Source organism: Streptomyces drozdowiczii, from assembly GCF_026167665.1.
Classification (GTDB): Bacteria; Actinomycetota; Actinomycetes; order Streptomycetales; family Streptomycetaceae; genus Streptomyces; species Streptomyces drozdowiczii_A.
Genome location: NZ_CP098740.1, coordinates 4,211,767 through 4,225,130, shown reverse-complemented (window position 1 = coordinate 4,225,130; position 13,364 = coordinate 4,211,767). Strand labels below are relative to the sequence as shown.

General features: G+C 71.6%; 11 protein-coding genes and 1 tRNA gene. 4 read left to right on the top strand and 8 right to left on the bottom strand.

Annotation, left to right across the window (positions count from 1 at the left end; all coding sequences use genetic code 11):
- Nucleotides 1–116 precede the first annotated feature (116 nt).
- Complete coding sequence (locus NEH16_RS19275; protein ID WP_265543985.1) at nt 117–977, top strand: helix-turn-helix transcriptional regulator; 861 nt, start codon at nt 117–119, stop codon at nt 975–977.
- Between the two features lie 334 nt (nt 978–1,311).
- Here the strand turns inward: NEH16_RS19275 and NEH16_RS19270 are convergent, their stop codons facing one another.
- On the bottom strand, nt 1,312–2,718 hold the full coding sequence (locus tag NEH16_RS19270) for a cystathionine beta-synthase (RefSeq protein ID WP_265543983.1): 1,407 nt from the start codon (nt 2,716–2,718) through the stop codon (nt 1,312–1,314).
- Between the two features lie 164 nt (nt 2,719–2,882).
- Here NEH16_RS19270 and NEH16_RS19265 point away from each other — a divergent pair, with 164 nt between their 5' ends.
- The 3 genes from NEH16_RS19265 (at nt 2,883) to NEH16_RS19255 (ending at nt 6,458) form a co-directional block, all read left to right on the top strand.
- On the top strand, nt 2,883–3,983 hold the full coding sequence (locus tag NEH16_RS19265) for an SGNH/GDSL hydrolase family protein (RefSeq protein ID WP_265547262.1): 1,101 nt from the start codon (nt 2,883–2,885) through the stop codon (nt 3,981–3,983).
- 184 nt (nt 3,984–4,167) lie between these two features.
- Nucleotides 4,168–5,388, top strand: coding sequence for an acetyl-CoA C-acetyltransferase (locus tag NEH16_RS19260; RefSeq protein WP_265543981.1), 1,221 nt, complete (start codon nt 4,168–4,170; stop codon nt 5,386–5,388).
- 260 nt (nt 5,389–5,648) lie between these two features.
- On the top strand, nt 5,649–6,458 hold the full coding sequence (locus NEH16_RS19255; RefSeq protein ID WP_073968531.1) for a hypothetical protein: 810 nt from the start codon (nt 5,649–5,651) through the stop codon (nt 6,456–6,458).
- Between the two features lie 93 nt (nt 6,459–6,551).
- Here NEH16_RS19255 and NEH16_RS19250 read toward each other — a convergent pair whose 3' ends face one another.
- From NEH16_RS19250 to NEH16_RS19220, 7 genes are all read right to left on the bottom strand, one after another.
- Complete coding sequence (locus NEH16_RS19250; RefSeq protein ID WP_265543979.1) at nt 6,552–6,869, bottom strand: hypothetical protein; 318 nt, start codon at nt 6,867–6,869, stop codon at nt 6,552–6,554.
- 83 nt (nt 6,870–6,952) lie between these two features.
- Nucleotides 6,953–7,825: a Bax inhibitor-1/YccA family protein gene (locus tag NEH16_RS19245; protein WP_265543977.1), complete on the bottom strand. Its 873-nt coding sequence runs from the start codon at nt 7,823–7,825 to the stop codon at nt 6,953–6,955.
- Between the two features lie 154 nt (nt 7,826–7,979).
- A complete protein-coding gene (locus NEH16_RS19240; RefSeq protein ID WP_265543976.1) occupies nt 7,980–8,585 on the bottom strand; it encodes a DinB family protein in 606 nt (201 codons plus the stop codon).
- Between the two features lie 130 nt (nt 8,586–8,715).
- Nucleotides 8,716–8,801, bottom strand: a tRNA-Leu gene (locus NEH16_RS19235).
- Nucleotides 8,802–9,059: 258 nt separating this feature from the next.
- Nucleotides 9,060–11,489, bottom strand: a complete 2,430-nt coding sequence (locus NEH16_RS19230) for a glycoside hydrolase family 2 protein (RefSeq protein WP_265543974.1) — start codon at nt 11,487–11,489, stop codon at nt 9,060–9,062.
- Nucleotides 11,486–12,418, bottom strand: coding sequence for an ATP-binding cassette domain-containing protein (locus NEH16_RS19225; RefSeq protein ID WP_265543972.1), 933 nt, complete (start codon nt 12,416–12,418; stop codon nt 11,486–11,488). The genes NEH16_RS19230 and NEH16_RS19225 overlap by 4 nt, the downstream gene beginning before the upstream one ends.
- On the bottom strand, nt 12,403–13,344 hold the full coding sequence (locus tag NEH16_RS19220) for an ABC transporter ATP-binding protein (RefSeq protein WP_265543970.1): 942 nt from the start codon (nt 13,342–13,344) through the stop codon (nt 12,403–12,405). Before NEH16_RS19220 ends, NEH16_RS19225 begins: the two co-directional genes overlap by 16 nt.
- Nucleotides 13,345–13,364 lie beyond the last annotated feature (20 nt).

Below are 13,364 nucleotides of genomic sequence, written 5' to 3'. Positions count from 1 at the left end.
CGGTGTTCGGGCTTGGGCACCACACTGCGCCGGACCGCGCCGCCTACCCAGGGATGCGTTGTTCCTGGGTCTGCCAGTACCAGGCTGGGCGGCAACCGTTCTCCTACGATCGGGGCATGGACGGCGAACTCGGTGACTTCCTCCGCTCACGGCGTGCCCGCATCCGCCCGGAGGACGTGGGGCTCAACTCGTACGGCCGCAGGCGGGTCCCGGGGCTGCGGCGCGAGGAGGTGGCGCAGCTCGCCGGGGTGAGCGTCGACTACTACATCCGGCTGGAGCAGGGGCGCGGGCCCAGCGTCTCGGACGCGGTGCTCGACGCGATAGCCCGCGTGCTCCGGCTCGACGAGACGGAGCACGCGTATCTGCGGACGGTTGCGCGCCCCAAGGCCCGCGCGGTGCCCGCCCGCAAGACGCAGGACACCTCGGCGCGCTTGGTGCGCCCGGGGCTGCGGCTGCTGCTCGACATGTTCGACCGGGCGCCCGCTTTCGTGCTGGGCCGCCGGATGGACGTGCTGGCGTGGAACGCGCTGGGGGACGCCCTTGCCGGCTTCTCCCGGATGCCGGCCGGTGAGCGGAACATGCCGCGCCAGGCGTTCCTGGCCCCGGGGGCGCGCGAGCTGTACCCGGACTGGCCGGCGGTGGCGGCGGAGACGGTCGCGTATCTGAGGCTGGACGCGGGGCTGCATCCGGACGACAAGGAGCTCGCGGCGCTGGTGGGTGAGTTGTCGCTGAAGAGCGAGGACTTCCGGCGTTTGTGGGCGGATCACCAGGTGAAGGCGAAGACGTACGGCGTGAAGCGGATGGCCCACCCCGTGGTGGGCGCGCTGACACTGCCGTACGAGACGCTGGCGGTGCCCGGTGAGCCGGATCTCTCGCTGGTCGTCTACACCCCGGAACCGGGCTCGGAGACCGCGGAACGCATCGCCCTGCTGGCGAGCTGGGCCGCCGGTGAGAACGCGCCCGAGCTGCGCGCGTAACGCGTAAACCCGAGCTTCGCGCGTAACGCGTAAAAGGGCCGGAAACGCGCCTCGGCCGCGCGCGTGGAACGGTAGTCGCGGGGACCGCCGCACCCCCGGTTTCCCAGGGGGCGGGACGACGGCGGTCCCCGCGAGGGACGCGGTCCGGGTCAGGGCCGGGTGACGCGTCCGGGCGACGGTGGAGGTCCGGGAGCCGCTCCGTTGTCCGTTGTCGCCGTTCCGGTGCCGGCGGGTTTCCCTGCCGACATCCACCAATGTGCCCGAGCCGTGTTAAGCCGGTGCTGCGCCCGCGTGACGCGCACGTACCGTTTTCGCGAAGCGCGCGGCCATCTGCCTACTTCGCGGTGGCCGGGGCGTCCTTCGCCAGGTACGCCAGCAGGTCCTGGCGGCTGACGACGCCCTTCGGCTTGCCCTCCACCAGCACGATCGCCGCGTCCGCCGCGCCTGCGCCGCCGAGCACCGCCATCAGGTCCTCGACCGGCTCGCCGGAGCCGACCTGCGGCAGCGGCGCCGACATGTGCTTCTCCAGCGGGTCGCTGAGCGAGGCGCGCTGGGCGAACAGCGCGTTCAGCAGCTCGCGCTCCACGACCGAGCCGATGACCTCGGCGGCCATCACGTCCGGGTGGCCCGCCCCCGGCTTCACGATCGGCATCTGCGAGACGCCGTACTCGCGCAGCACGTCGATCGCCTCGCCGACCGTCTCCTCGGGGTGCATGTGGACGAGGGTGGGGATCGGCCCCTCCTTGTAGTCGAGGACGTCCGCGACCCGCGCCGAGGGTCCGGTGTCCTCCAGGAAGCCGTAGTCCGCCATCCACTCGTCGTTGAAGATCTTCGACAGGTAGCCGCGCCCGCTGTCCGGGAGCAGGACGACGACCACGTCCTCGGGCCCGAGCCGCTTCGCGACCTCCAGGGCGCCGACGACCGCCATGCCGCAGGAGCCGCCGACGAGCAGCCCCTCCTCCTTGGCGAGCCGGCGGGTCATCTGGAAGGAGTCCTTGTCGGACACGGCGACGATCTCGTCGGTGACCTCACGGTCGTACGCGGAGGGCCAGAAGTCCTCGCCGACGCCCTCCACGAGATACGGACGGCCGGAACCGCCGGAGTAGACCGAGCCCTCCGGGTCGGCGCCGACGACCTTGACCCTGCCGCCGCTGGCCTCCTTCAGATAGCGGCCGGTGCCGCTGATCGTGCCGCCGGTGCCGACGCCCGCCACGAAGTGGGTGATCTTCCCCTCCGTCTGCTCCCACAGCTCGGGACCGGTGGTCTCGTAGTGCGAACGCGGGTTGTTGGGGTTGGAGTACTGGTCGGGCTTCCAGGCGCCCGGCGTCTCACGGACCAGCCGGTCGGAGACGTTGTAGTACGAGTCGGGGTGCTCGGGGTCGACCGCCGTGGGGCAGACGACGACCTCGGCTCCGTAGGCGCGCAGTACGTTGATCTTGTCCGTGGACACCTTGTCCGGGCAGACGAAGACGCACTTGTACCCCTTCTGCTGCGCGACGATCGCCAGGCCCACGCCCGTGTTGCCGCTCGTCGGCTCGACGATCGTGCCGCCGGGCTTAAGCTCGCCGCTCTGTTCGGCGGCCTCGATCATGCGCAGGGCGATGCGGTCCTTGACCGACCCGCCGGGGTTGAAGTACTCGACCTTGGCCAGGACCGTCGCCTGGATGCCGGCCGTGACACTGCGCAGCCTCACCAGCGGGGTATTGCCTACGAGACTGATCATCGAATCGTGGAATTGCACCGTGTACTCCGGGGTCTCCGAGATGGTCCGGCAAGCGTATGCGTACGGGCGCGAGATTGGGCGGCGCGATTGAACGACGGTTGGTAGCGGGCAGGTAGCTCTGTGTACGGCTCTACTGCGGTACGTGGGACGAGGAGGTGGACCGGACTGTGTCGACGGCGAGAGTGGCACGGCGGATCGCGGCGGGCGCGGCCTACGGCGGGGGCAGCATCGGGCTGCTGGGCGCCGCGGCGGTGGGCGTCCTGCTGGCGGAGGTCCAGCTGGCGAAGCGGCAGGTGGGCGGCGGTATCGCGCCGGTCCCGCCGAGCGCGGACGGCCGGTACGGAGTGGCGTTCACGGGCCCGGCGGAGCCCTTGCGGCTCGGGCTGCTCGGGGACTCCACGGCGGCCGGGCAGGGGGTGCGGCGGGCCGGGCAGACCCCGGGGGCGCTGCTGGCCTCGGGGCTGGCGGCGGTGTCCGAGCGGCCGGTGGATCTGCGCAACGTCGCGCTGCCGGGTGCCCGGTCGGACGATCTGGAGCGGCAGGTCTCGCTGATCCTCGCGGACCCGGCACGGACGCCGGACGTGTGCGTGATCATGATCGGGGCGAACGACGTGACGCACCGGATGCCCGCGACGCAGTCGGTGCGCTGCCTGACGACGGCGGTGCGCAGGCTGCGGACGGCCGGGGCGGAGGTCGTCGTCGGGACCTGTCCGGACCTGGGCACGATCGAGCCGGTGTACCAGCCGCTGCGCTGGCTGGCCCGGCGGGTGAGCCGGCAGCTGGCGGCGGCGCAGACGATCGGCACGGTGGAGCAGGGCGGGCGCACGGTGTCGCTGGGCGACCTGCTGGGCCCGGAGTTCGAGGAGAACCCGCGGGAGCTGTTCGGCCCGGACAACTACCACCCGTCGGCCGAGGGGTACGCGACCGCGTCCATGGCGGTGCTGCCGACTCTGTGCGCGGTGCTCGGCCTGTGGCCGGAGTCCGACCGGCTGGACGGCGCCCGGCGCGAGGACATGCTGCCGGTGGCCAAGGCGGCCTCCCAGGCGGCCAAGGAGGCCGGTACGGAGGTCACGGGGGCCCGGGCGCCCTGGGCCCTGCTCAAGCACCGCAGGCGGCGGCGCCTGCCCGCCGCCACGGAGCCGCATCCGCACCCGCACCCGCACCCGGAGCCCGGGGGCTCGACGCGCCTGGACCACCGGCCGGACACGGACGCGGACGGTGCACCGAGGCACGCGTGGGTCCGCCGCCCGAGCGGGCGGCCCGGGAAGGGGGCCGTTGACTGAGCGGGCGGCCCGGGAAGGGGGCCGTTGACTGAGCGCTCGCTTAGAAAAGAGGCCCGCATCACATGCCGGGTCGGGTGACCCCGGCGCTACGTCCGGGTAATTTCCAGAGCAGTCGTGCCGTACCGCCGGGTCTGCCGGATTCCTCAGGCAGCCTGTCCGCCCTCAGCCCCCATGGAGCCGCGTGATGCCCGAAGCCGTGATCGTCTCTGCCGCCCGTTCGCCCATCGGCCGGGCCTTCAAGGGTTCGCTCAAGGACCTGCGCGCGGACGACCTGACCGCGACGATCATCCAGACCGCGCTGGCCAAGGTCCCCGAGCTGGATCCGACGGACATCGACGACCTGATGCTCGGCTGCGGTCTGCCCGGCGGCGAGCAGGGCAACAACCTGGGCCGCATCATTGCCGTGCAGATGGGAATGGACCACCTTCCCGGCTGTACGGTCACCCGCTACTGCTCGTCCTCCCTCCAGACCAGCCGCATGGCCCTCCACGCCATCAAGGCCGGCGAGGGCGACGTCTTCATCTCGGCCGGTGTCGAGATGGTGTCCCGCTTCGCCAAGGGCAACTCGGACAGCCTGCCGGACACGCACAACCCGCTCTTCGCGGAGGCCGAGGCCCGTACCGCCGCCCGCGCCGAGGAGTCCGGTGCGAGCTGGCACGACCCGCGCGAGGACGGCCTGATCCCGGACGCCTACATCTCGATGGGCCAGACCGCGGAGAACCTGGCCCGGCTGAAGGGCGTGACGCGTCAGGACATGGACGAGTTCGGCGTACGGTCGCAGAACCTCGCCGAGGAGGCCCTGAAGAACGGCTTCTGGGAGCGCGAGATCACCCCGGTGACCACGCCGGACGGCACGGTCGTGTCCAAGGACGACGGCCCGCGCGCGGGCGTCACGCTGGAGGGCGTCCAGGGCCTGAAGCCGGTCTTCCGCCCGGACGGCCTGGTCACGGCCGGCAACTGCTGCCCGCTCAACGACGGCGCCGCCGCGCTCGTGATCATGTCCGACACCAAGGCGCGCGAGCTTGGCCTGACCCCGCTCGCCCGGATCGTCTCCACCGGCGTCTCCGGCCTCTCCCCCGAGATCATGGGCTACGGCCCGGTCGAGGCCAGCAAGCAGGCGCTGAAGCGCGCCGGGCTGACCGTCGGCGACATCGACCTGGCCGAGATCAACGAGGCGTTCGCCGCGCAGGTCATCCCGTCCTACCGCGACCTCGGCCTCCCGCTGGAGAAGGTCAACGTCAACGGTGGCGCCATCGCCGTCGGCCACCCCTTCGGCATGACCGGCGCGCGCATCACCGGCACGCTGATCAACAGCCTCCAGTTCCACGACAAGCAGTTCGGCCTGGAGACCATGTGCGTCGGCGGCGGCCAGGGCATGGCCATGGTCATCGAGCGTCTGAGCTGATCAGCGCGGGTTTCGAGGCTCCGAGGGCCGCCGAGCCCCGACCGTGACCGAATCTCCCCCAGGATGTGATCTATCTCCTGGGGGAGAGTCGTTTGCGCAGGTCACACCTACACCAGCGGTTTACACAGGGCCCAAAGTCCTGTCCATTTCGTGACGTAATGCACTGACACATGGTGCCGTGAGGGCACAAGCTGATGTAGGAAGTCGGGGGATCGATTGAAACCGGGAGTATGTCAGTGAGCGCCATGCCTATTGCCCTGTTGCTGACCACCGCCGCTGCCACGGCTGTGGGCGCCGCTGCTCTGCACGCCGCTCACGGGCTGCGCAGGCAGGTCTCCGCGCTCCGGAAGGAGCTGGCCGACGGTCACGCCCGTACAGCCGCTGTACCCCCTCAGACCCGCAACGACACCACTTCCGCCGAAGAAATACGCGCGGCCGTCGCCGAGGCGCTGGCCGAGGAGCGCGAGCGGGAGCTGGCCGAGGCCCGCGCGTTCTGGGCCTCGCAGGAGGCGCGCGACGCCGCCGACGCCCCGTCGCTGCTGGGCGGGCTGGCCGGGCTGGGCGAGGACGCCCCGTTCTTCATGCCGCGCCAGAGCGACTTCGCCGGTCTGGAGTCGATGGACCTCGACGCGGCCGAGGCCCTGGACGAGCTGACCGAGCTGGCGGAGCTGCCGGAGACGGAGTTCGCCGAGGACTCGCCCGAGCTGGCCGCGGCCCGCCGCCGTCACCCCTCGCACCCGGACTTCGTCCCCGTACAGACGCCCGTCGTGACCGACCACGAGCGCACCGTGAACCGGCTGGAGGAGCTGGCGGACAGCCGCACCGAGCTGTCCGACGTGCGCCCGGGCCCGCTCGGCACGCTCGACGTGTACGTGTTCGCCGACGGTACGACGCTCTGTATGACCCCCGGCCACCGCGAGACGGCCGAGCGTCTGGCCGAGTCGCTGCGCGCCGGCGAGCACCCGGTACTGCTGGGCGGCTCCGGAGTCTCGGGGGCGTACGCCCTGACGTTCTCCTGCGGCAAGGAGAACGTGTACATACTCGCCGACCGCGTCATAGCGAGCTTCTGAGCCCGCTCCGACGTCGGTCCCCGGCTTTACACGGTTCCGGCTTCACGGTCCCGGCTTTACGGGAGGCTGCCGCCTCCCCACGCGCCGCGCGCCCTAGGCGAAGGCCCGCGCGGCTGCTTCCTCGACACATCGCACGGCCTCGTCCAGCTCTTCGGACGGGGCCGTTTCCAGTGCCACGGCCAGGTCCCGGCCGGCGACGGCGAGCTGGTCGCCGACCGCGAAGACCCCGGCGTCCGGCATGACCCTGGGCTCCCGGTCCGGCTCCTCGGCGCGCTGCGCCCGCGCCGACAGCTCACGCGCGGCGGCGAGGCCCTGGGCCGCCGCTCCCCGCTGGAGCCTGCTCTGCGGGGCGGCGCGCAGCCGGTCGGCGAATCGGTCCACGGCGATGATCAGGGGGGTCGTATCGAGCACCCCGCGACCCTATCGCCGTACACGCGGAAGCGGCCCGCGGCCTCCATAGGAGACCGCGGGCCGCTTCGGGTCCGCAGGGGCGATCAGTCGTCGCCGCTGAGGATGGAGAGCAGGCGCAGCATCTCCAGGTAGATCCACACCAGGGTCATGGTGAGGCCGAAGGCGGCCAGCCAGGACTCCTCGCGCGGAGCGCCGTACGCGATGCCGTCCTCGACCTGCTTGAAGTCGAGCGCCAGGAAGCAGGCACCGAGGATGATGCCGATGACACCGAAGAGGATGCCGAGGCCACCGCTGCGGAAGCCGAGGCCGTCACCGCCGCCGAAGGCCGCGAACAGCAGGTTGACGACCATCAGGAGCAGGAAGCCCATGGCGGCGGCCATCACGAAGCCGTAGAACCGGCGGGTGACACGGATCCAGCGCATCTTGTACGCGAGCAGCACACCGGCGAAGACACACATGGTGCCCATCACCGCCTGCATCACGACGCCCGGCCCGATGTACGTGCTGACCGCGCTGGAGATGACGCCGAGGAAAACACCCTCGAAGGCGGCATACGCGAGGATCAGCGCGGGTACGGGCTTGCGCTTGAACGACTGGACGAGCGACAGCACGAACGCGATGAGCGCCGCGCCGATGGCGATGCCGTACGACTTGTTGAGGTTGTCCTCGTCCACCGGCAGCAGCGCCCAGGCGAGCGCGGCACCGAGCACGACCGTGCCCAGCGTCATCGCCGTGCGGGTGACGACGTCGTCGATCGTCATCGCGCCGGTACGGGCGGGCGCGGGGGCGCCCGTGGGGGCGTAGGGGTTCGTCGCGTACGGGTTCGGGGCGGTGCCCTGCGCGTACGGGTTGGCACCCGCTGCGGGGGCCCCGGCCTGCGGCGCCGCGTTGAAGCCCGCGTAACCGTTGTCGCGGCTGAAGCCCCGTCGCGAGAAGACCGGGTTGCTGCTCCTCATCTCACTCCTCCATGGCCACCCAGCGTGGCCTTCCCACAAGAGTAATGGGTAGGCAAAGCTATCGGCCTAGTGCCGAAGGAGGATCTTTCCCCGGGCACCGGCCGCGCGCGGTCGGGGTACGGGTGCGTCCGGGCCCCCTCCGCCGGGGACGGGCTCACCCGGCGGACCGGCCGCCCGCCTCCCGGGCCGCGCTCTCCACCCGTTCCCGGTGGCGGAGCCACCATGCCTCGTCACCGGGCGCCATGTCCTCGTTCCCCCGCCGCAGCCCGGTCGCCCCGTCGATCAGCTCCCGGACGAGGTCGGCGTGCCCGGCATGGCGCTGGGTCTCGGCGACGAGGTGGACGAGGATGCGGTGCAACGACAGCTCGGGCCCTTCGCCCCCGTCCTCCCCGGGAAGGACCCCCATCGCGTCCAGCCCGCACGCCTCGACGGTCGCGTCGGAGTGCGCCCACACGCGGCGGTACCGCCCGACGACCTCCTCCCGGGACTCGTCGGGCGTGGCCCACAGGTCGGCGTTGGGCTCGGCCTCCCCGGCGATCCACAGGGCGGGCGCGCCGACGGGCCGCCCGAAGGCGGCCCCGAGGTAGAACGCCTCGGCCCCCGTCACATGCTTGACGAGCCCGAGCAGATTGGTGCCGGTGGGGGTGAGGGGGCGCCGGATGTCGTATTCGGACAGCCCGTCGAGCTTCCAGAGGAAGGCGTCACGGGCGTCCTGAAGATAGAGCAGCAGGTCGTGCTTGAACCGATCCATATCCGTCATGAGCCCAACCTGCCGCGCAAGCGCTCCGGACCCCAGCGCGTTTCTCAACCGGTGGACTACGGGGCGTCGTCGCTTCCGCGGTTCGGGGCGGGCGTTCCGGGTACCTGGGGGCTCGGGTCTTGGTACGCGATGGTGCCCGGAACCGGACTCGAACCGGTACGCCCCCGAGGGGCAGCGAGGTTTAAGCTCGCCGTGTCTGCATTCCACCATCCGGGCTTGGCGCGCGGCTCCGCGTTGGCACATGACCCTATCCGGGGGCCCGGTTCGATCAGCCGAACAGTGGCTCGATGTTGTCTTATTTATCGATCTCTTGAGTCCCCGTCAGCGCACGTCGGAGCCATACCCACATGCCCGGGCAAGATGGCGGCAGCGCAGGGGTGCCGGGCGAATTGACGGAAAGTCGCCGCACCGACACAGTCGCTTCGCCAGGGGCGCGCCACCGATCGCCAGGGGCGCGCCACCTCGTGGCTGATTTTAGGCCGTGTTCCGGTCGTTCACGCACCGCAGCACCGGGCGGGTCGCCAGCGCGGAGGGGTCCTCCAGCACCGCTCCCGTGACCCGGATCGTGGTGCTCTCGCCGGGGAGGAGGGTGACGAGCACGGTGTCGGCCTCGGCGTCCGGGTGGAGGCGGTCGGGGAAGAGGCAGAGGTCGCGGAGCAGGGTCTCCGCCGTGATCTCGACGCGGTACGCGGGGGTCCCGGCGCCCCCGTCCTCCTCCTCGGTCACCGTCACCCCGTAGCGCGCCGGCGGCAGGGCCAGCGCGGGGTCCTCCTCGTAGAAATGCAGGGTCCTGGTGTCGTCCAGACGGGCGACGAGGAGTTCGCGGGCCGGGTCGGCCGGCGTCGCGAGCGCGGTGGGCAGCGGGATGCTCGTCGTGGTGCGGGCGGCCGTGGTCGCCGGCACGGTCTCCTCGGCCAGGACCGTTCCGTCCAGGGCGTGCCGGGTCAGGCGGAGGGCGCCCGCCCAAGGGGTCGGCGTGTCGTTGACCAGGTGGACCGAGCCGTCGCGGACGGCGATCAGTCGGTCCGCGTACACCGAACGCAGCGCGTGCCAGAGCGGCTTGCGGCGGCCGTCGCCGTCGACCGCCGACCAGGAGACGACCGGCCAGCAGTCGTTGAGCTGCCAGACGATCGTGCCCATGCAGTACGGGGCGTGGGAGCGGAAGTGGCGGATGCCGAACGCGACGGCGCGGGCCTGGTTGAGCTGGGTGAGCCAGTGCCAGTCGTCGAAGTCCGTGCCGGGCTGCGGCAGATGGTCGCCCAGGCCGCGCAGCAGCTTCGCGTTGCCGTCCTCGGCCTTCTGGTGGTGGGCCAGCAGCGGGGCGTCGGGGGTGAGCGGGCCGCTGACCGCGCGGCGGAGTGTGGCGTACGCGGGCGGGCCCTGGAAGCCGAACTCCGCGACGAAACGCGGCACCCGGTCGGCGTACGCCCGGTAGTCGGCGCGGTTCCACACGTCCCAGATGTGGATGGTGCCCCGCTCCGGGTCCTGCGGGTGGGCGTCGGGGCTGCCGGAGTACGGCGAGCCCGGCCAGTACGGGCGCGTCGGGTCGGTCTCGGCGACGATCCCGGGCAGCAGCTCGTGGTAGTAGCCGTGGCCCCAGGTGCGGTCGCCGAGCTCCTTCTGCCAGCCCCAGTCCGCGTGGCCCTCCAGGTTCTCGTTGTTTCCGCACCACAGGACGAGGGAAGGGTGCGGGGCCACCCGGACGACGTTCTCGCGCGCCTCGGCCGCCACCTCGTCCCACAGCGGCTGCTCCTCCGGGTACGCGGCGCAGGCGAACGGGAAGTCCTGCCAGACCAGGAGCCCCTTCTCGTCGCACAGTTCGTAGAAGTCGTCGCTCTCGTAGAGCCCGCCGCCCCACACCCGGACCAGGTTGACGTGGGCGGCGACGGCCTGGTCGAGGCGGTCGGAGAGCCGCTGCCGGGTCAGGCGGGACGGGAAGCAGTCCTCGGGGATCCAGTTCACCCCGCGTACGAAGACCGGCTCGCCGTTCACCGAGATCCGGAACGCCTCTTCTTCGAGCGTGACGGACCGGAAGCCCGTGCGGAGCCGGCGGAGGTGGTCGCCCACGCGGACCTCCACCTCGTACAGCGGCTGTTCGCCGTGGCTGTGCGGCCACCAGGGCTCGGCCTGCGGGACGGAGAGGCCGACCGTGACGCGGTGCTCGTCCTCGGAGAGGACGAAGACGGCCGCCGCGCCGACCACCCCGACAGAGCCCGACACCGCTGCGAGGCCGTCGTGCTCGATCTCCACCTCGGCGGTCAGGAACGGCACGCCCTCCGGGTCCAGGTCGGGCAGCAGCTTCACGGACGCGATGCGCGGACCGCTCCACGTCTCCAGCGCGACCGGGCGCCAGATGCCGGACGTGACGAGCGTCGGGCCCCAGTCCCAGCCGAAGTTGCAGGCCATCTTGCGGATGAAGGCGTAGGGCTCCGCGTAGGCGCCGGGGCGGTCGCCGAGGCGGTCGCGGAGTTCCTCGGCATAGGTATAGGGCGCGGTGAAATGTACGTCGAGGGTATTTTTACCCTCGGCCAAAAGATCGCGCACGGGAAAACGGTACGACCGGTGCTGATTCGCCGTCCGGCCGATCTCCCTCCCGTTGAGCACGATCGTCGCAACCGTGTCGAGACCGTCGAAGCACAGGGCGGCGTGGTCGTGGCCGTCGGACGTCCAGTCGAAGGTCGTGCGATACGTCCAGTCGGTGCGGCCGATCCAGCCGAGCCGGATCTCGTTGTCGTCCAGGTACGGATCCTCGATGAGCCCGGCGGCCAGCAGGTCCGTGTGGACACAGCCGGGCACGGTGGCGGGGGTGCCGTCGGGGATGCCTCCGGTGGGGAGCCCGGAGGGCACGGGTCCGGCCGGGTGGAGCGTCCAGCCGTCGTGCAGGGGCAGGTGGCGAAGGGTCACGCGGGGGTCCTTTCGCAGTCGGGGAGCTGGGCGCAGGCGACGAAGTGGTCCGGCTCGGTCTCGTACAGGTCGGTGGTGGCCGCCCCCGGCCCCCCGGACGGGGCGTCGCGCCCCTCGTGGAAGGCGCACGACCGTACCGGCTCCGGAGGGTCCCACGGCTGGTTGAGGCGGGGCACGGCGGCGAGCAGGGTGCGGGTGTACGGGTGGAGGGGGTTGCCGAACACCTTCTGGGTGTCGCCGCGTTCGACCACCCGGCCCCGGCGCAGCACCACCGTCTTCTCCGCCAGGTACGTGCCGAGCGCGAGGTCGTGCGTGATGTAGAGGACGCCGAGGCCGCGTTCCTTGAGCCCGGCCAGGAGGTTGAGGACGTCGATGCGCGTGGAGGCGTCGAGCATGCTGGTGATCTCGTCGGCCACCAGGAAGCTCAGGTCGAGCAGGAGGGCGCGGGCGATGAGCAGGCGTTGCAGCTGGCCGCCGCTGAGCTGGTGCGGGTAGCGGCCGAGGACCTGCGCGGGATCCAGGCGCACGTCCCGCACCGCCTTCTCGACGCGGTCGGCCCACTCCGCGTCGCGGACGCCCGGGTGGTACGCGCGGCGGACCAGGTCGAAGACGCGGTCGGCGCGGAAGACGGGGTTGTAGCAGGAGAAGGGGTCCTGGAAGACGCCCTGGACGCGGCGGTAGAAGTCCTTGCCGGGCCGCACCCGCTGCCCGTCCAGGGTGAGGGTGCCGGAGCTGACGCCGGTGAGGCCGAGGATCATGCGGCCGATCGTGGACTTGCCGCTGCCGCTCTCACCGATCAGGGAGACGACCTCGCCGGGCGCGGCCGTGAAGGAGACCCGGTCGACGGCGGTGACGGAACCGCCGCCGAACGCCCCGGCCCGGTAGGTCTTGGTGACGTGGTCGAGGGTCAGCATCAGACCTTCCAGCATGCGACGGAGTGGCGGGGGGCGATCTCGATCACCGGTGGCTCCTCGGCGCAGCGCTCGTCCGCGACGGGGCAGCGGTCGCGGAAGCGGCAGCCGGCCGGAGGGTTCAGGAGCGAGGGCGGTGCGCCCGCGATGCCCTTGAGGGGGCGGTCGGCGTGCCGGGCCCCGACCTCGGGGAGCGCGCCGAGCAGGAGCTTGGTGTACGGGTGTCGGGGCGCGGTCGTCAGGGTCCTCGTGGGCGCCTTCTCGGCGAGCTTGCCGGCGTACATGACCATGATCGAGTCCGCGATGTGCGAGGTGAGCCCGAGGTCGTGGGTCACGAAGATCATGCTGGTGACCAGGCCCTTGTCGCGCAGTCCGGTGAGCGCGCCGACGACGGCGCGCTGGGTGGAGACGTCGAGCGCGGAGGTGACCTCGTCGGCGATGAGGACGGACGGGTCGAGCAGGGTGGAGATCACCATGACGGTGCGCTGTTTCATGCCGCCGGACAGCTCGATCGGGTAGCGGTCCAGGACGTCGTGGTCCAGGCCCACCAGGTCGAGCCTGCGGTGCAGTTCGGCGGTGTCCACGCTCGCCCCGCGCGACGCGAGCAGCTCGCGGATCATGCGGCCGATGCGGCGGGTCGGGTTGAGGGCGCTCATGGAGTACTGCGGGACGAGCGAGATCCGGTGGAAGCGGAAGGCGTTCATCGCCCGGTCGTCGGCCACGGGCACGTCGTCGCCGTCCAGCGTGACGGTGCCGCCCGCGTGCCGCATCCGGCCGTCGAGCCGGATCAGCGACTTGCCGAGGGTGCTCTTGCCGCACCCGGACTCACCGGCGAGGCCCAGGATCTCCCCGTCCGCGAGGTCGAAGGAGACGCCGTCCAGGGCCCGCACCTCACCGCGCAGGGTGCGGTAGTGGACCCGGAGGTCGGTCACGGTCAGGGTCATGCGCTCAGACCTCCCTCGGA